16 protein-coding genes are annotated in these 16,060 nt (G+C 44.7%); 8 read left to right on the top strand and 8 right to left on the bottom strand.

The features are described 5' to 3' along the window. Positions 1-102: 102 nt before the first annotated feature. The 6 genes from cdd to R7E29_RS17810 form a co-directional block, all read right to left on the bottom strand. Positions 103-990: a cytidine deaminase gene (gene cdd / locus R7E29_RS17835; RefSeq protein WP_005377892.1), complete on the bottom strand. Its 888-nt coding sequence runs from the start codon at positions 988-990 to the stop codon at positions 103-105. A gap of 431 nt (positions 991-1,421) precedes the next feature. Beyond that, complete coding sequence (locus R7E29_RS17830; RefSeq protein ID WP_005377888.1) at positions 1,422-2,099, bottom strand: LrgB family protein; 678 nt, start codon at positions 2,097-2,099, stop codon at positions 1,422-1,424. Between the two features lies 1 nt (position 2,100). Beyond that, complete coding sequence (locus R7E29_RS17825) at positions 2,101-2,475, bottom strand: CidA/LrgA family protein (RefSeq protein ID WP_005397786.1); 375 nt, start codon at positions 2,473-2,475, stop codon at positions 2,101-2,103. A 55-nt stretch (positions 2,476-2,530) separates the two neighbouring features. Next, a complete protein-coding gene (gene sbcB / locus R7E29_RS17820; protein ID WP_017820876.1) occupies positions 2,531-3,952 on the bottom strand; it encodes an exodeoxyribonuclease I in 1,422 nt (473 codons plus the stop codon). Between the two features lie 157 nt (positions 3,953-4,109). Beyond that, on the bottom strand, positions 4,110-5,483 hold the full coding sequence (locus tag R7E29_RS17815) for an L-cystine transporter (protein WP_213906463.1): 1,374 nt from the start codon (positions 5,481-5,483) through the stop codon (positions 4,110-4,112). A 200-nt stretch (positions 5,484-5,683) separates the two neighbouring features. Next, positions 5,684-6,373: an NAD(P)H-binding protein gene (locus R7E29_RS17810; protein WP_053350419.1), complete on the bottom strand. Its 690-nt coding sequence runs from the start codon at positions 6,371-6,373 to the stop codon at positions 5,684-5,686. 248 nt (positions 6,374-6,621) lie between these two features. Here R7E29_RS17810 and cobT point away from each other — a divergent pair, with 248 nt between their 5' ends. The 8 genes from cobT (at position 6,622) to btuD (ending at position 14,687) form a co-directional block, all read left to right on the top strand. Further along, a complete protein-coding gene (cobT, locus tag R7E29_RS17805) occupies positions 6,622-7,665 on the top strand; it encodes a nicotinate-nucleotide--dimethylbenzimidazole phosphoribosyltransferase (RefSeq protein ID WP_005377883.1) in 1,044 nt (347 codons plus the stop codon). Continuing rightward, positions 7,665-8,471, top strand: a complete 807-nt coding sequence (locus R7E29_RS17800) for an adenosylcobinamide-GDP ribazoletransferase (RefSeq protein ID WP_054576446.1) — start codon at positions 7,665-7,667, stop codon at positions 8,469-8,471. Before cobT ends, R7E29_RS17800 begins: the two co-directional genes overlap by 1 nt. Then, on the top strand, positions 8,468-9,001 hold the full coding sequence (gene cobU, locus R7E29_RS17795) for a bifunctional adenosylcobinamide kinase/adenosylcobinamide-phosphate guanylyltransferase (RefSeq protein WP_042521941.1): 534 nt from the start codon (positions 8,468-8,470) through the stop codon (positions 8,999-9,001). The genes R7E29_RS17800 and cobU overlap by 4 nt, the downstream gene beginning before the upstream one ends. An 11-nt stretch (positions 9,002-9,012) precedes the next feature. Further along, complete coding sequence (cobC, locus tag R7E29_RS17790; protein ID WP_042521940.1) at positions 9,013-9,627, top strand: alpha-ribazole phosphatase; 615 nt, start codon at positions 9,013-9,015, stop codon at positions 9,625-9,627. Positions 9,628-9,755: 128 nt separating this feature from the next. Beyond that, positions 9,756-11,552, top strand: coding sequence for a M3 family oligoendopeptidase (locus tag R7E29_RS17785; RefSeq protein ID WP_042521938.1), 1,797 nt, complete (start codon positions 9,756-9,758; stop codon positions 11,550-11,552). 274 nt (positions 11,553-11,826) lie between these two features. After that, the gene (locus tag R7E29_RS17780) at positions 11,827-12,855 is read left to right on the top strand and encodes a succinylglutamate desuccinylase (RefSeq protein WP_005377878.1); all 1,029 of its coding nucleotides are present in this window, start codon (positions 11,827-11,829) and stop codon (positions 12,853-12,855) included. An 82-nt stretch (positions 12,856-12,937) separates the two neighbouring features. Then, positions 12,938-13,933, top strand: a complete 996-nt coding sequence (btuC, locus tag R7E29_RS17775; RefSeq protein ID WP_042521936.1) for a vitamin B12 ABC transporter permease BtuC — start codon at positions 12,938-12,940, stop codon at positions 13,931-13,933. Beyond that, positions 13,920-14,687 carry a vitamin B12 ABC transporter ATP-binding protein BtuD gene (gene btuD, locus R7E29_RS17770; protein WP_080773704.1) on the top strand — a complete coding sequence of 256 codons (768 nt, stop codon included), beginning with the start codon at positions 13,920-13,922 and terminating at the stop codon, positions 14,685-14,687. The genes btuC and btuD overlap by 14 nt, the downstream gene beginning before the upstream one ends. 70 nt (positions 14,688-14,757) lie before the next feature. On the opposite strand, the gene R7E29_RS17765 is transcribed toward btuD, so the two are convergent. Both R7E29_RS17765 and R7E29_RS17760 read right to left on the bottom strand, forming a co-directional pair. Continuing rightward, positions 14,758-15,333: a nucleoside triphosphate pyrophosphohydrolase family protein gene (locus R7E29_RS17765; protein WP_042521933.1), complete on the bottom strand. Its 576-nt coding sequence runs from the start codon at positions 15,331-15,333 to the stop codon at positions 14,758-14,760. 110 nt (positions 15,334-15,443) lie between these two features. Continuing rightward, on the bottom strand, positions 15,444-16,016 hold the full coding sequence (locus R7E29_RS17760; RefSeq protein ID WP_042521931.1) for a DUF1415 domain-containing protein: 573 nt from the start codon (positions 16,014-16,016) through the stop codon (positions 15,444-15,446). Positions 16,017-16,060 lie beyond the last annotated feature (44 nt).

Raw genomic sequence — 16,060 nt, 5'->3', positions numbered from 1 at the left:
GGAGATCATACTGAAGTTTTATGACAAAGCAAACGTTTGCTTTTGGTTTTTAGGTAATAAAAAAGCTCTACATGTTGTAGAGCTTTTTGTTGAATTTGTCGTTTATACGTTGACAAAACTAAGCGGAATATCTGGATTCAACGCTTCCAACGTTGATTGCGTATCGGCTAAGTGACTGATCTTACCTTCAGAGTTTTCTACCAATGCAGCGGCTTTGATGCTGTCAAAGGTTTCACCCGCAAGTAAAACTTGGATTAGCGCAACTTGTAGCGGTGGCAAGCTAGGATTAAACGCTGCATTTTCTGCATAAGCGCCTTGGAATACACGGCCGCTAGTCATCTCTAATGCTAAACCACTCAAGTTGTTGGTGTATGGAGAGTGGCTCATGTTCATCGCTTCAACTGCACTTTGGATGAGTGCGTCTTCATCATCACATGAGAATTGGTGTTTAACTTCTGCCATTAAGCCGGACTCGATACCGAGATCGTTTGGTCCAAAGGCTTCAGGCAGGTATTCATGAAGTGACTTTTCTTCACGTTCTGGGAGCTGGATTTTAAGCTCGTTTGCGGTAGATAACTCATTCATGAACTGGCGGCAGTGACCACATGGGCTGAAGTTGATAGTGATATCCTTAACACCACGTTCGCCTTTCATCCAAGCATGGCTAATCGCAGACTGCTCTGCGTGAACCGTTTGACCCAACTGTACACCAAAGAATTCCATGTTGGCACCGAAGTAAAGGCGACCTGAAAGACCACGAACGATAGCGCCGACATAAAAGTCAGAAAGGGGAGCATAGGAGTACGCTGCGGCAAAAGGAAGTAGCGCAACACGAAGCTCTTTGTCTGATAGACCGGTAGCTGAAAGCAACTGCTCAAATTGTTGAACTGAAAGCGTAGCATCAAAATCATCAGCTTGGATGATAGGAGCAAGTTGTTTGGAAAGTGCTTCTGGAGCGCCTGCTAGCGCCTGTTCAATGCGACTTTTCATGTTGAATCCTTGTTATTGCATGGACAGTTATTCTATGTGAAAGATAGAAATTTTCCGTGCGTTAGATCACGATAAATAATGCAATTGATAATTCTGTTACATAATTAGAGTGAGCTCACACATGTATTCGATTGCACAGGTGTGAAGCGTTATCTCCGTCTCACAATTAACCATATCAGTATATATTCATATGACCAAGGAGCAGGAGTATGTTACCAACGCGACTTTTACCGCTATGCTACTTTATACTTACGTAATCTAGAGCGAGTGGTAGCAGCTAGAATGCTAATGCTATGAATGTATATCTCAGTCAAGTCCCTTCACGATATTACTGGGTGAGTTTGATAGATAAGATAGGGTTTTGAAAAGGGATAAGTAAGAAACGTAAAGGCTACGGCCTGCCGGAAGGAGGGCAGACCGAGAGCGCTTAACTATTGATATAGCCAGACCGCCAAAGCAAAAAAACTTGGAGCCAAAATAGAAGTTATGATCCCACATAAAACCAATGCGAGTGATGAGAACGCGGCATCTATGGGCTGTTTCTCTGCACAAGTAGCGGTGCCTAAGGCATGAGAGACTGTACCCATTGTCAGACCACGTGCAATCGGGTGTTTAATTCCAATTAAGTTGTAAATTGGGTATGCCAAAATCGCGCCCAATAAACCAACAATCAGAACCAAGATCGCCGCAACGGCAGCTTCACCACCGAGGTGACTCGAAATTTCCATTGCTATTGGCGTAGTGACGGATTTACCCACTAGACTTGCGATTAAACTGATATCTGCTTTGAAAGCGACTGCGATCAAGGTGGTTGTCATCATCGACATCACACTGCCTACTGTGCAAGCAAAAGTGATGATTCGCCAGTTTGCTTTAATCTGTGGTAGTTGTTCATATAGCGGGTAAGCCAGAGCAACTACGGCTGGTTGAAGTAAAAAACTGATCCCTTCGTTATCCGCATAATACGTTTCAAACGGTACATTTAAGTAAGTAAGCAAAGGAATGAGCACTGCAATACTGATCAGCAAAGGATTTGCTAGAGGATTATTCACTTTGATTGCGATTTGGCGCGCGACAAGAAAAACCGCAATGGTAACAACTAACCACATATCAGTGCTTCTCCTTTAGCAAGTAGTCCAGCAGCCAAGCGAGGCTGACTAGTACAATGAGTGAGCCTCCAACTGCGCTAGCAATGATAGGGAGGGCATTAGCGAGTAGCATATCGAAATGTTGCATTAATCCCACGCTAATAGGAACGAACAACAAAATCATGTAGCGGATAAATAGCGTGGCGCCCGGTTTGACCCAATCGACCTTTACAAGCCCAAGAGTCATAGAGAAAAACAGTACGAGCATACCGATGACACTTCCTGGGACGGAAACGCCAGTGAACTTTTGAATGGTAATTCCGATGCCAAGTGCCCCCATGATGAGGAAGATTGAAATGAGCAGTTGGATCAGTTGTAAGAATCGTTCTTTAATCATTTTGACAGTATATAAACAACAAGCACACCATAAGGTGCGCTTGTATTAGGAGGAGTTAGGAAGCTAAGCTCTCTACATAACGGTACACGGATTTTAATATCGCAATCTTCTTTTCGTCACTTTCATGTTCGTGAACTAAGTTTTCTAAATTCAGCATGTACTCTTCAATTTGGCTTTCAAACACTTCTCGACAGTGTAGTGCCCAGCGTCTTTGTTCTTGCTCGTCTAATGTGCCTGGGAAGTTACGCGCACGATAGCGGAACAATAGAGGTTTAATGCGCTTGTCATCAAATTCAATGTCTAATGCAGCAAGATTATTCGGATCGGTTTCGCGAATGATATCCATAGCTGCGCGATCGGCTGGAGAAAAGAACCCGTCGTAAAGTTGTGTATCGACGTCATCACTTTTATCGAATTTGCGCTCGACTGAAAAGAGGCTAATCAGCTTTTCTCTAATTTCAGGATGTTGGCGCAACAAAGCGAGATTGGCGAGACATTGTTGGCGATCAATGCCAATAGACTCTGCATTTTCAGCCGTTAACGTTTTTGCAGGGGCGAGAATAGGGCATTTGTTCAAATGAACTAGTTTAACTGGCACTGGTAGCAATTCACCAAGATCTTCGCGCTTCGTGTAGAGTCTTTCGTGCAGCTCTTCTGCGGATAGCTCAAGAATAGGTTGAGGGTCTTTCGCTAAATCGATGGTGATAACGGCGTTATTATTGGTTGGATGCCAAGCAACAGGCACAATCCAGCTAGTGTACTGGCATTCGCGCCCTAGCATGCCTGAAACGTGCATCAACGGTGTCATGTTGACGATGTCGACTAAATCATTGAGCTTGCGCTTTTGGCGCATAGAAAAAAAGTAATCAAACAATTTTGGTTGCGCTGCTTTTACTTTCTTTGCCATTTCGATAGTCGCAACCACATCTGCCATGGCATCGTGCGCGTTACTATGTTCTATGCCGTTAGCCACGGACAAATGTTCTAATTTAAAGCTAGTGAAGCCATCTTCGTTTTCTGGCCATTCTACGCCTTCTGGGCGAAGGGCATGGCACGCGCGTAGTACATCGAGTAAATCCCAACGCGAGTTACCGTTTTGCCAACTCCATGCGTATGGATCGATGAAGTTGCGATAACAAGTATAACGGGTCACTTCGTCATCAAAGCGAATGCTGTTGTAGCCCAAACTGGTGGTATTTGGTCTCGCGAGTTCAGTGTGAATCTTAGCGATAAACTCTGGCTCAGAAAGGCCTTCTTGAACCGTTTTTTGCGGAGTAATACCAGTAATAAGCGCAGCTTCAGGAGACGGAAGATAATCAGCCGGTGGTTGACAGTACATGACTAAAGGCTCGCCGATGATATTAAAGTTTTCATCTGTACGAACACCAGCAAACTGGCTTGGGCGATCTTTCGCGGGGTTGGTTCCCCATGTCTCATAATCAAAGAAGAAAAAAGTGGGCTGATTATCTTGGTGCATTCTGCTTACCGTTTACAAAACCGATGACAGTATTAGACCATTCAACGCCTTGACTAGCAACGAAAGATGCAAGTTGAATTTTTGAAAATGAAAAAAGCCGATGGCGAACCATCGGCTTGATATTTTACGTTTTATCGCTTTGGAAGGAATTTGAGTTCTATGCTCGTGTTTCTTCCAATGTTGCTTCACTTTCTGGTGACTTCAGCACTCGGCTAGCAATTGTACCCGCAGTCATTGAGCCTGAAACGTTTAGTGCGGTACGTGCCATGTCAATCAATGGTTCAATAGAGATAAGCAGCGCCGCGATGGTGACAGGCAAGCCCATTGCAGGAAGAACAATCAAGGCTGCAAACGTCGCACCGCCGCCGACACCTGCAATACCAAATGAGCTGATGGTGATAATCGCAATCAATGACAGGATAAAGTGAAGATCCAGAGGGTTGATGCCCATTGTCGGAGCTACCATCACTGCCAGCATTGCAGGATAGATACCTGCACATCCGTTTTGGCCGATAGTGGCACCAAACGATGCTGATAGGTTTGCTATCGCTGGTGGAACGTTAAGCTTGGTGATTTGCGCTTCTACGTTTAGTGGAATTGTTGCTGCTGAGCTACGAGATGTAAACGCGAAGGTCAGTACAGGCCAGATTTTCTTAAAGTATTCCGCAGGGCTAACGCCGACAAAAGAGACTAATACGCCATGAACAACAAACATCAGTGCGATAGCAACATAAGACGCCACAATAAAGCCAAGTAGGTTTAGGATGTCGCTTGCGCTTGATGTCGCTACCACTTTTGCCATCAGTGCTGCGATGCCGTATGGCGTTAGCGCCATGATCATCTTCACTAATCGCATAACGATTGACTGAGCTGCTTCTACGAAAGTACGAATCGGTGATTCCAACTCTGCTTTTTCCATCATCACTTTACGAGCGGCGATACCAGTTAACACGCCGAAAATCACAACAGCGATAATTGATGTCGAGCGAGCACCTGTTAGATCAGCAAATGGGTTGGTTGGAATGAAGCTAACTAGCATTTGAGGAATAGTTAGGTCACTTACTGTACCGGCACGGCTTTCTAAAACGGCGATACGAGCGGTTTCACGCGCGCCTTCAGTTAAACCTTCTGCTGAAAGGCCAAATGTGGTTGTCACCAAGATACCGATGAGTGCAGCAATTGCAGTCGTTACTAGAAGAACAGAGATGGTCAGGCCAGAAATTTTACCTAAAGAGCCACCTTTCTCCAATTTAACAACTGCAGAGATCATCGATACTAACACCAGTGGCATGATGACCATTTTCAGTAGACCAACGTAGCCACTGCCTACAATGCCTACCCATTCAAGTGTTTGAGCAATTGCGCTGTTGCCTTCACCGTGAATGAGTTGCAAAGCAAGCCCAAAAAGAGAACCGGTAACAAGACCGATCAAAACGAGACGTGAAAGAGTGTGTTTCTTTTGTTGTTGATTAAATAGAAAGAACAATATTCCAACAAAGACGGCTAGAGAGGCTATCACTGCAAAATTCATAATTTGACCTTATCAACCAGCCGAAGTGGCGGTTGTTTTTTATACGGGGTTTTATACGGATTTATTTATGGAGCGTAAGATAACGCTCGTGATATAACTTTAAAAATGACAAACGGGTATTAGCTAGATCTAAAATGAATATAAAAACGAGATCTAAGTCGCGTGAGAGTGTGAATTAGCACGTTAATTGTACAAAATGGTTATTCGTAGTGATGCAGTAAGTCACGCATTTCTTTCCTTTGTAAGTAAACCACCGAGTCTTCTTGATAACTGAAAAGTTGATAAATCATCGCTTTGGCGACATCTTCTGCTCGAATAGGTAAAAAGTTGGACAGTTTGCCAAGCATAAGTGGGCGAATTACCTTAAACAGAGTTTGTACTAACTTCTCGTCCATTCTTGGGTTTTGACGTTGACCAACAAGCGGGCCTGGGCGAACAAATACGATTTCCTCAAAATCCATAGCTTCGATTCGTTGTTCCATTTGTCCTTTACAAGCTAAGTAATGGGATGGCGATTTACTATTTGCACCGAGGCTAGAAACAACCGCAAGGCGTTTGACTCCGATTGTTTTCATTTGTTGGGCGACTTTGCACACCAGATCAACATCTACTCTACGCAAATTATCCTTACTGCCTGCTTGCTTAAGGGTCGTGCCTAAACAGATAAAGCCGATGGTTGGTGTTGGTTGGTTCTCATCCCATTGGTGGATAGAAAGGTCTGCATCAATGAGAGGAATAAGCTTGTTGTCCACATCTAGGACGCCATCGAGTGGGCGGCGAGAAAGATAATATAATGTTCCAACACCTGATTGATTTATGAGGTTTGCAATGACTTTTGAGCCTACTAAGCCAGTTGCACCGGCGATGATTGCGCAGGTGTTGTTATCCATATCTTTTCTCCTATATGGGAACATAGTCTAAGCTATTGTAGCGGATTTCAACGAGTTACTTATAATCTCGTGCAAGAAAGGTGAGACGCTCTGCGAACTCGGCAGACTATCCTGAGATAAACTTGATTAGCGCTGCCCCAATTGGATGCAAGTGTATACAATAGTGGGCGCGCAAAAACTGTCGCTGAACAAGACCTCTTGAACAACAGAACACCTCTCACCCAGACAACATCAAAGGAACGTAAAAAATGGATGACTCTTTTGCTGCGGAGATACAAGCACGCATAGATAACAAAACCAAACCCGTCGGTTCTTTAGGCTTATTGGAAAAGGTGGCACTGCAGTTAGCTCTTATTCAAAGTCAGAATAAACCTCAGCCAGTTGATTCCATCGCTATCTGCAAACCGAGCATGCTGGTATTTGCTGGAGATCACGGCGTTGCAGAGGAGGGTGTGAGCATTGCGCCAAGCGAAGTCACTCAGCAAATGGTGGCTAACTTTCTCGCTGGCGGCGCAGCCATCAACTGTTTTTGCGACATTAATGGCATTCAACTCAAAGTAATAGATTGCGGCATGTTGGCTCCTATTGATGTGCTGGTTCCAGAATTTAAATCCCATCCCAACTTGGTTGAACAACGGTTGGGTAACGGTACGGCTAATTTTTCTAAACAATCCGCGATGTCCCCAGAACAAGTGGCGTTAGGTTTAGAATATGGTGCGAAGATTGCTGAGCATACCATTTTGCATGGTTCAAACCTCTTAATGTTCGGCGAGATGGGCATCGGTAATACCAGTTCGGCCTCAGCACTGTTATCGGCGCTGAGCTCATTAGATATTGATTATTGTGTTGGCGTTGGCACCGGAATCAATCAACAGCAGTTGAGCCGCAAATATAAACTGGTAGCACAGGGGGTAAACCGATGTCGAGGTCTTGATACCAAAGCGATTCTCGCACAGGTTGGGGGTTTTGAAATCGTACAAATGGTGGGCGCTTTTTTAGAAGCCAAGCGGCTTAAAACTCCAGTTTTAGTGGATGGGTTTATCGTATCGGTAGCGGCTTATATTGCGACGTTGTTAGACGAAGAAACGCGTGAATACATGTTGTTTGCCCATCGCTCTGAAGAAAATGGACATAAATTTGTATTGGAACATCTTAAAGCAGAACCTCTGCTCGACCTTGGTTTACGGCTAGGGGAGGGAACAGGAGCCGCTCTTGCCTTACCCTTGTTAAAAGCTGCCGCTCAGTTTTACAACAAAATGGCGAGCTTCGAGAGTGCAGGAGTTACAGTATAGTGTCAGTCCCTGATAATTCTGAGAAAGTCACGCCGTCATCGTTAAGATACCAGTGGGAGTTATTTCTATTAGCTACCAGTTTTTTTAGCCGCTTACCCGTGCCCCAAGCGTTGCCTTACAGTGAAGAACGCATGAATCAGGCAGGCCGTTACTTTGCGTTAGTTGGTCTCGTGCTTGGAGCACTTTGCGCTTTGGTATTCTCGCTCACCTCAATTTTTTTCCCAGAGTCGGTTGCCATAGTATTAACGATGGTGTTTAGCTTATTGTTAACTGGGGCTTTTCACGAAGACGGCTTGACCGATATGGCGGATGGCATTGGCGGTGGCATGACCGTAGAGCGACGCCTCTCTATTATGAAAGACAGTCGTATTGGCACTTATGGTGCCGCCACTCTCATTATGGCGTTATTGGCTAAGTATGTTTTTTGGAGTGAACTGGCTAACTTGCCGCACTTTTGGTTGGTCATTGTCGTCGCTTACACCGCAAGCCGAGCACTAGCAGCGACGCTTATTTATGACATGCCTTATGTCAGTGACAGTGATACGTCGAAAAGTAAACCGCTAGCAAGTCGCCAGTCTTCTCTAGAAGTCTCCATTTTGTTGTTTACTGGTGGCGTAACATTGCTTGTGCTTGGTATCGCGGATGCGATCTTGATATCGCTTGTTCTCGTGGTATTTCGTTTGATGTTCAAACGTTGGTTAACCAAGAGAATTGGCGGCTTTACGGGGGATTGCCTTGGCGCAGCGCAACAGTTGTCGGAACTGCTTATTTATCTCACTATGATTGGGTTGTATCACTCCTCATGAAGCAATTGATACTCGGTGGCGCGCGCTCTGGGAAGTCGCATTTGGCAGAAAAAACAGCTAAGCAATTATCGGTCGCTTCTCAGCGAGCATTACACTATGTTGCAACCGCGCTGCCATTTGACCAAGAAATGCGAGAGCGAATAGCGCATCATCAAAAGCAACGCGGGGGCGAGTGGCAAGAGCATGAATGCCCCCTTCATTTATCTGAGTTACTGACAAATTTCGCTATCACCGATGTTGTATTGATCGACTGTTTAACCTTGTGGCTCAACAATTGGATATTTGAGTTAGGTGATGAATGTTCCAATGAGAAGCTAGAAGCAGAAATTGAAAAGCTTATACAGGTGGTACGTGGCTCAGATGCGACGTTAATATTCGTCTCTAACGAGGTTGGAATGGGCATTGTACCTTTGGGGGCGGTTAGTCGTTATTTTGTGGATAATGCAGGACGGATGAATCAAAAACTAGCCAGTGTTTGCCATCGCGTTACCTTTGTTGCTGCTGGTTTGCCGTTGGTTCTTAAAGAGTAGGATGGAACAAAATGAAAACACTCAATATCTATCTTGTGCGTCATGGAAAAGTAGACGCTCCACCAGGACTCCATGGCCAAACAGATGTAAAAGTTACGCCTGCTGATCAAGAGAGTATTGCTCGGGCTTGGGCCGAGAGTGGACGAGGTGTGGGTGGAATAATTTCTTCTCCGCTTTCACGCTGTCAAGAACTGGCAAACATCATTGCTGAACAGCAATTATTACCAGTAATGACGGATGAGTCTTTACAAGAGATGGCATTTGGTGATTTTGATGGTATGCCTTTTGATATGCTCACTAAGCAGTGGAAAAAGCTAGATGCTTTTTGGCAATCGCCAGCACAACATACGTTGCCGAATGCTGAGAGCTTAAGCACATTTTCTGAGCGCATATGTCGCGTTTGGTCTCAAATCATCAACGATATCAATGACAATCTACTTATCGTCACGCATGGTGGCGTCATTCGTATGATTCTTGCTCATGTATTGGAGTTAGATTGGCGTAACCCAAAGTGGTATTCGACGTTGTCGATAGGAAACGCTTCTGTCACGCATTTAACAATTACCATAGATGAGCAAATTTACGCCTCGGTGCGTTCGATTGGCGTACCTCTTTTAACTCGTTAATTTATAAATATTAAAATGCCCAGAACGATATTGCTTACGGGCATAGTCACGGAAGATGTCAGTGGAAGCCCATCTGCTAGGTGCAGGAAGCGAAAATTGACTCAGTTACATAAAAAGGAAATATAGAAATGACAACGCCGAGTTGGGATTTGTCCATCGTTTATAACGACCTTTCTGACCCACGAATTCAAGACGATATTGCTCTTGTAGAACAATGTATTGATCTTTTGAATAAACAATCAGCAGATTGTGGCAACGTAGAGATCATGCAAAATGCGATTTTGACCAATGAAGCTGCGAGTCGTTTAGCGGGCACAGTTGCAAATTTTGCGAGTTGTTATGCTTCTGTTGATGCAACAAACGCCGAAGCGAAATCGTTACTTGGTAAAATGACCCGCATCTTTTCGGAGCTTTCCCAAGCGTTCAGTCCCTTTGATTTGACATTAACTCATGCCGACGAAGAGTTTATCTTGCGCGTGTTAGACCATGAGAATCCTGATATCAGTGGGCAAGCTTTTTCTATCTTGAATTCTAGAAAGTTGGCGGATACTCGTCTTAGCAACGCAGAAGAACAGTTACTGGCTGCGATGAGTGTGGATGGCAAATCGGCTTGGGGTAACCTATACGATAACCTGACTGGCTCATTGAAAGTGAAGCTTGAGTACACAGATGGTAATAGTGAAGAGCTTGGGTTTTCTCAAGCGGCAAGCATTCTTTATGGTTCTGAATTCGAGCGTCAAGAAGCCGCGTGGCGAGGCGTACAAGATGCAATGCAAACGCACCAAGAATCATTCGCTGCGATTTTGAATGCGTTAGCAGGATGGCGCTTAACTGAAAACAAAAAGCGTTCTACGAAGCGTGAAGTTCACTTCCTAGAGCCGAGTTTGCATGGTAGCCGAATCCAAGCTGAAACTTTAAATGCGATGATGACCGTAGCCAAAGACAGTCGAGCTATTGGTCAGAAAGCGGGTTTATTGATGGCGCAAGTACATGGTCTGGATGAGATGAAACCTTGGAATCATCTGGCGGCTATGCCTGCTTTGAGCGGTGAAGCGAAGGTTTACGACTTTGATGAAGCGATTGAGGTTATTTGTGAAGCATTTGAAACAGTAAACCCTGAGATGTCGGAATTTGTCCGTTTGATGGTACAAAATGGTTGGATTGATGCCGCGCCAAATGCTAACAAGCGTCTTGGCGCATACTGCACCAAACTGCCAGCAACGCGAACACCGCTTGTGTTTATGACTTGGAGTGGCAGCCGGTCAGACCTTATGACTCTGGCACATGAACTTGGCCATGCGTTCCATAACTGGGTTATTCGTGATTTGCCACTTTGCCAAACTTACTACCCAATGACGTTAGCAGAAACCGCCTCTATCTTTGCAGAAAACATCGTTCGTGATCATTTGATTTCGAAAGCTGAGAGCGTTGATGAAAAGCTCGAGATGTTGTGGGAAGAGTTGTCATCTGCGCTAGCTTTAATGATCAACATTCCGGTTCGCTACGAGTTTGAAAAATCGTTTTATGAACGCCGCCAGGATGGAGAGTTAACCGCAGATGAATTCTGTGAGTTGATGTCAGAAACTTGGAAAGAATGGTATGGCGACGTAATGAGCGAACCGGATCCGTACTTCTGGGCAAGCAAGCTGCACTTTTCTATTGATAGCGTGAGCTTTTATAACTACCCATACCTATTTGGTTTCTTGTTTAGCAAGGGTATCTATGCACAGCGAGAAACCAAAGGCGAAGCGTTTTACACCGATTACATCAATTTGCTGCGCGATACAGGCTGCATGATGGCGGAAGATGTCGTCGAAAAGCATTTGTCGATGGATTTAACCCAGCCAACGTTTTGGCAGCAGAGTGTTGAGCTAGTGCGTGAAAAAGTCGATGAGTTTGAGCGTTTGCTCGCACAGCGCGGCTAAGTTTTTCGCAGTGTTGATGCATAATCTGCTTTATAGCTACAAAAATTTGATCAAATCATAATGATCTTAATCAGGGCTGTGGTAAAGTTCACAGCCCTAACACTTTGTAATTGTTTGAAAATTAAACGCCTCAATGCTTGATTTGAGTGCCTGGCGCGAAAAGGCATCGGATTTTCGAGGGAAATAGTGATTTCTACTCATAAGTGAGATCGCAGCAACAAAAATCCTTTGTACAATTTATTAACATATCCGCCGTGCTATTAAGGAGTAACGCATGACGAAGTCTCTCTTTCGCCAATCGTTTTTAACTGACACGTTAGATGTTCATATTGATGTTGCACCAGCGGAGCAGGTGCTTTCTAACGGTGTAAAACTTAAACTCTATCAGCGTGGTGTATTAGAAGTAATCCCTGCGAATTATACTCAGGATACGAAGAACATCATCATCTCTTGTGGGGTTCACGGAGATGAAACCGCACCGATGGAGCTGGTGGATTCCATTATTCAAGACATAGAATCTGGGTTCCAGACGGTCGATACCCGTTGTCTGTTCATTATCGCTCACCCAGAATCCACTCTGGCGCACACGCGATTCCTCGAAGAAAATCTCAACCGTCTGTTTGACGAAAAAGAACACAAACAGACAAAAGAGCTTGTTATCGCCGATACGCTTAAGCTGCTTGTTCGAGATTTTTATCAGGATACCGACCCGACAACACGCTGGCACCTTGATTTACACTGCGCGATTAGAGGCTCGAAGCACTATACGTTTGCAGTAAGTCCTAAGACTCGTCATCCTGTGCGCAGCAAGGCATTGATCGATTTCTTGGACAGTGCACACATTGAAGCAGTGCTCCTGTCAAACTCACCATCGAGCACGTTTAGCTGGTACAGTGCCGAGAATTTTGGTGCGCAGGCTCTCACAATGGAGCTTGGCCGTGTGGCTCGTATCGGTGAAAATGACCTCGATAAACTGACCGCGTTTGATTTGTCTTTACGTAATTTGATTGCGGAAACGAAGCCAGAACACTTACCAAAACCATGCATTAAGTATCGCGTAAGTCGCACAATCGTTCGTTTGAACGAAGACTTTGACTTTATGTTCGACGACAATGTTGAAAACTTCACCTCATTTGTTCACGGCGAAGTGTTTGGTCATGATGGCGACAAACCATTAATGGCGAAGAATGAAAACGAAGCGATTGTCTTCCCGAACCGCCACGTCGCAATAGGTCAACGTGCAGCTCTGATGGTTTGTGAAGTGAAAACCCGTTTTGAAGAGGGTGAGTTGGTTTACGATTAATCCAACATTGCTTTGAGAAGTTAATTGCAATTTACCGAGGCTTAACTGTAAGGTTAAGCCTCGTTTGTTTTTATCGGCCGCTATGGATTTTCAACAACTTATCCTGAACAAGGAACGACGCTGGCAACGTAACCTGATGGTTATGTCGATCGTGCTCGCTGTACTCTCTGCCATTCACTTGATGGTCGGAGAAATTTTCCTTTCTCCTTTTCAATCCTTATCTGCATTTGAACAGAAGTTATTGGTGGACTTGCGTTTACCGAGGTTAGTGTCTGCGGCAATTATTGGTGCTGCGTTAGCGGTATCTGGCGCGACGTTACAAGTGTTGCTTGGGAACGTGTTGGCTGAACCTGGCGTGCTTGGTATCTCTGGTGGCGCAAGCTTAGCAATGGTCTTAATCATGTTCGCGTCACCTGTTCTTCCTACCCCGATTGTTTTTATGTTGGCAGCGATTGCTGGCTCGATGGTATTCACGTTTGTTTTGGTGGCGATAGCAAGGGCAATGCACCTGACGACGGCTCGATTGCTTTTGGTTGGGGTCGCATTGGGTATTTTATCGAGCGCGATTGTGACGTGGGCATTTTACTTTAGTGATGATCTCAGTTTACGCCAACTGATGTATTGGTTAATGGGCAGTATTGGCGGTGCAAGTTGGTATCAACATACCGTTACTTTGGTGATGTTACCGGTGCTTATCTGGTTATGTTGTAAAGGCAAGTCGCTTGATAAATTGATGCTGGGTGAGATTCATGCGACCCAATTGGGTGTCGATGTGCATCAAATGCGTTGGAAATTGATCCTCGCCATTTCTGTTTTGGTGGGTAGCTCAGTCGCTTTGGGTGGCATCATCAGTTTTGTTGGTTTGGTGGTGCCGCACTTGTTGCGTTTGGCTTTTGGTACTGAAAACCGTTATTTATTGCCACTTTCTGCAATATCTGGTGCTGCGTTGCTTGTATTTGCTGACATCGGCGCAAGACTGTTATTGGACTCCGCAGAGTTACCTTTAGGTGTCATGACAACATCGATTGGCGCACCTATTTTCATCTGGATGCTGGTGAAGAGTCATGATGCACGTTAAACATATGTCGGTTGGTAGTCGATTATTGCCTCTTTCTTTTGAATGCAAAGCTGGCGAAATCGTACATATCGTTGGGCCTAATGGTTCCGGTAAGAGTACTTTATTGGCTGCGATTTCTGGTACGTTAAGTCACCGAGACGGTATGAGTGGTGAAGTGTACGTTGGCAACAAAAACTTGCTTACTTTACCGTTGTCAGAGCAAGCTCATGTTCGAGGTTATTTGTGTCAGCAATCGCGCCCAGCGTTTAATGTTGATGTGTTTCAGTATCTCGCTTTATCTCTGCCAAGTGGTGCTGAGATTGCGGATATCAAAGTGCGTGATGCTGTCAATATGGTGGTGGAGCTGGTACAACTGCAAGATAAGCTTCATCGCAGTATTCAAACATTATCCGGTGGTGAGTGGCAGCGTGTCCGATTAGCAGGTGTATGTTTGCAGGTGTGGCGTACCATTAATCCTTTTTCGCAGTTTTTAATTTTGGATGAGCCAGCAGCACCGTTAGATATTGCGCAAGAGGGTCTGCTCTATCAATTGATTAACACTATGGCGGCGCAGGGAATTGGAGTATTGGTTGCTAATCACGATCTCAATCGCACATTAAAGCACGCAGATAAAGTATTGCTGCTTAACAACGGTGTGCTGCACTCATCAGGAAGTGCCGATACTGTGCTAACGGAAGAAGCTCTCGGGGAAGTGTTCAATACTCAAGTCAAAAAGGTCATCGTAGATGAGCAACCTTATTTAATCTTTGATTAATGTTTAGGGACAATAAAAAACGACCTACTTGAGGTCGTTTTTTTTTAATCGAGATAGCCAAACTCAACGCTTATTGAGTTAACGGTTTTAGATCTGCAGGGCGGTAGTAAACAGATTTGAGTACTTTGCCTTTACGAATGGTTTTACCTTCCGATACGAAATCTTCGGCGCATTTCGCGATGATGTATTCACCTTTCTGCACCGCCATCAACTTGATGCCTTGTTCCGCGTAGAATGCTTCTGTTTCTGAGTACTCTTGCTCGTTACGGCATACTTTGCTCATGTTGCTTGAATGTACTTCATCCCAGCAAGGAATAAATTCGATACCACGGTTTACCGCAACGTTTAATAGAAGATCAATTAAGTAGCTGATCGCCAGGTTGTCTTCTATTTTGCTGTGGCCAAGATGAACGAGACGGCCCATTAATACATACACGCTGTCTACGATGGCATCTGCTTGCTCAGTTTTACAATCTGCTTCTGCTAGCTCTGTTAGCTCTTCGATCGCCAAAGAGGTGTGTAGTGTATCTGCTTGTGCATCAAGGCTTGCAGCGTCTGCGACTGGTAAGTCGAACGTACTACGGAACTCGGTGATATCACGGTATAAGTGATCAAAAATCTCTTGGGTTAGCTTTGACAGTTGCATTCTAATTTCCATTGAATCGATTGAAGCGGCAATGATACCAAACCGCACTTTGAACCCCAAGGGCATTGCATCTAACTGGTGATAAATCTGCCTTTGGGGAATGGTGGTGCTTAACGAAATAGGTAAGGGAACAGCTTTTTACGTTCTTCCTCTGAAAGGGCGGAAACACGAGCGATGTTCGTATCGGGAATGGATTTAGGATCAGGATAGTGTTTTAGTACCTTTTCCATACTCTCTTCGCGAATCAAATGGAAGATCGGGTAAGGAGAACGATTGGTCAGGTTTTCGTCGTCTTCAGGCCTTGCGCCGCCAAAACAGTAATCAGGATGGAAAGTCGCTACTTGGAAAATACCTTCCCAGTTTTGCTGCTTAATTAATCCTTCAACCCAATCTATGCAAAAGTTGTAGTCCCAGAAATCTTGTAGCATGTTGGGAACCACAACCAACGTGGTCTCAAGTTGTTCGGGTTCTGTGTTACTCAGCTCAATCAGCTGCAATAAAATATCTTCAAGAAGCGCTTCTTCTTGAGTCGCTTCACTAACAAAAATTTTGATTTGTTTATTACGTTGCGGTTTGGCAGCAAACGGACAAAGGTTGAGTCCGATTACCACATCGTTGAGCCATTGATCGACCTGTTGAGTGATCGCTTCGATATCTGTGTTTTGTGTTGAACGCGTTGACATACGACTTTCTGGTTTTTATTAAAGTAGCCCAAGCATAGCAGAGT

This window comes from Vibrio sp. Vb1729 (assembly GCF_033338655.1).
GTDB classification, from domain to species: Bacteria; Pseudomonadota; Gammaproteobacteria; order Enterobacterales; family Vibrionaceae; genus Vibrio; species Vibrio alginolyticus.
Note: the sequence above shows the minus strand (reverse complement) of the source record. Positions and strands in the feature narration are given on the sequence as shown.

Excerpts from the sequence above, each read along its gene's own strand:
- btuD (WP_080773704.1), top strand. The coding sequence starts at position 13,920 with ATGATGCACGTTAAACATATGTCGGTTGGTAGTCGATTATTGCCTCTT.
- cobU (WP_042521941.1), top strand. The coding sequence starts at position 8,468 with ATGAAGCAATTGATACTCGGTGGCGCGCGCTCTGGGAAGTCGCATTTG.
- R7E29_RS17815 (WP_213906463.1), bottom strand. The coding sequence starts at position 5,483 with ATGAATTTTGCAGTGATAGCCTCTCTAGCCGTCTTTGTTGGAATATTG.
- R7E29_RS17780 (WP_005377878.1), top strand. The coding sequence starts at position 11,827 with ATGACGAAGTCTCTCTTTCGCCAATCGTTTTTAACTGACACGTTAGAT.
- R7E29_RS17785 (WP_042521938.1), top strand. The coding sequence starts at position 9,756 with ATGACAACGCCGAGTTGGGATTTGTCCATCGTTTATAACGACCTTTCT.
- cobT (WP_005377883.1), top strand. The coding sequence starts at position 6,622 with ATGGATGACTCTTTTGCTGCGGAGATACAAGCACGCATAGATAACAAA.
- sbcB (WP_017820876.1), bottom strand. The coding sequence starts at position 3,952 with ATGCACCAAGATAATCAGCCCACTTTTTTCTTCTTTGATTATGAGACA.
- R7E29_RS17760 (WP_042521931.1), bottom strand. The coding sequence starts at position 16,016 with ATGTCAACGCGTTCAACACAAAACACAGATATCGAAGCGATCACTCAA.
- cdd (WP_005377892.1), bottom strand. The coding sequence starts at position 990 with ATGAAAAGTCGCATTGAACAGGCGCTAGCAGGCGCTCCAGAAGCACTT.
- R7E29_RS17810 (WP_053350419.1), bottom strand. The coding sequence starts at position 6,373 with ATGGATAACAACACCTGCGCAATCATCGCCGGTGCAACTGGCTTAGTA.
- cobC (WP_042521940.1), top strand. The coding sequence starts at position 9,013 with ATGAAAACACTCAATATCTATCTTGTGCGTCATGGAAAAGTAGACGCT.
- btuC (WP_042521936.1), top strand. The coding sequence starts at position 12,938 with ATGGATTTTCAACAACTTATCCTGAACAAGGAACGACGCTGGCAACGT.
- R7E29_RS17765 (WP_042521933.1), bottom strand. The coding sequence starts at position 15,333 with ATGCAACTGTCAAAGCTAACCCAAGAGATTTTTGATCACTTATACCGT.
- R7E29_RS17830 (WP_005377888.1), bottom strand. The coding sequence starts at position 2,099 with ATGTGGTTAGTTGTTACCATTGCGGTTTTTCTTGTCGCGCGCCAAATC.
- R7E29_RS17825 (WP_005397786.1), bottom strand. The coding sequence starts at position 2,475 with ATGATTAAAGAACGATTCTTACAACTGATCCAACTGCTCATTTCAATC.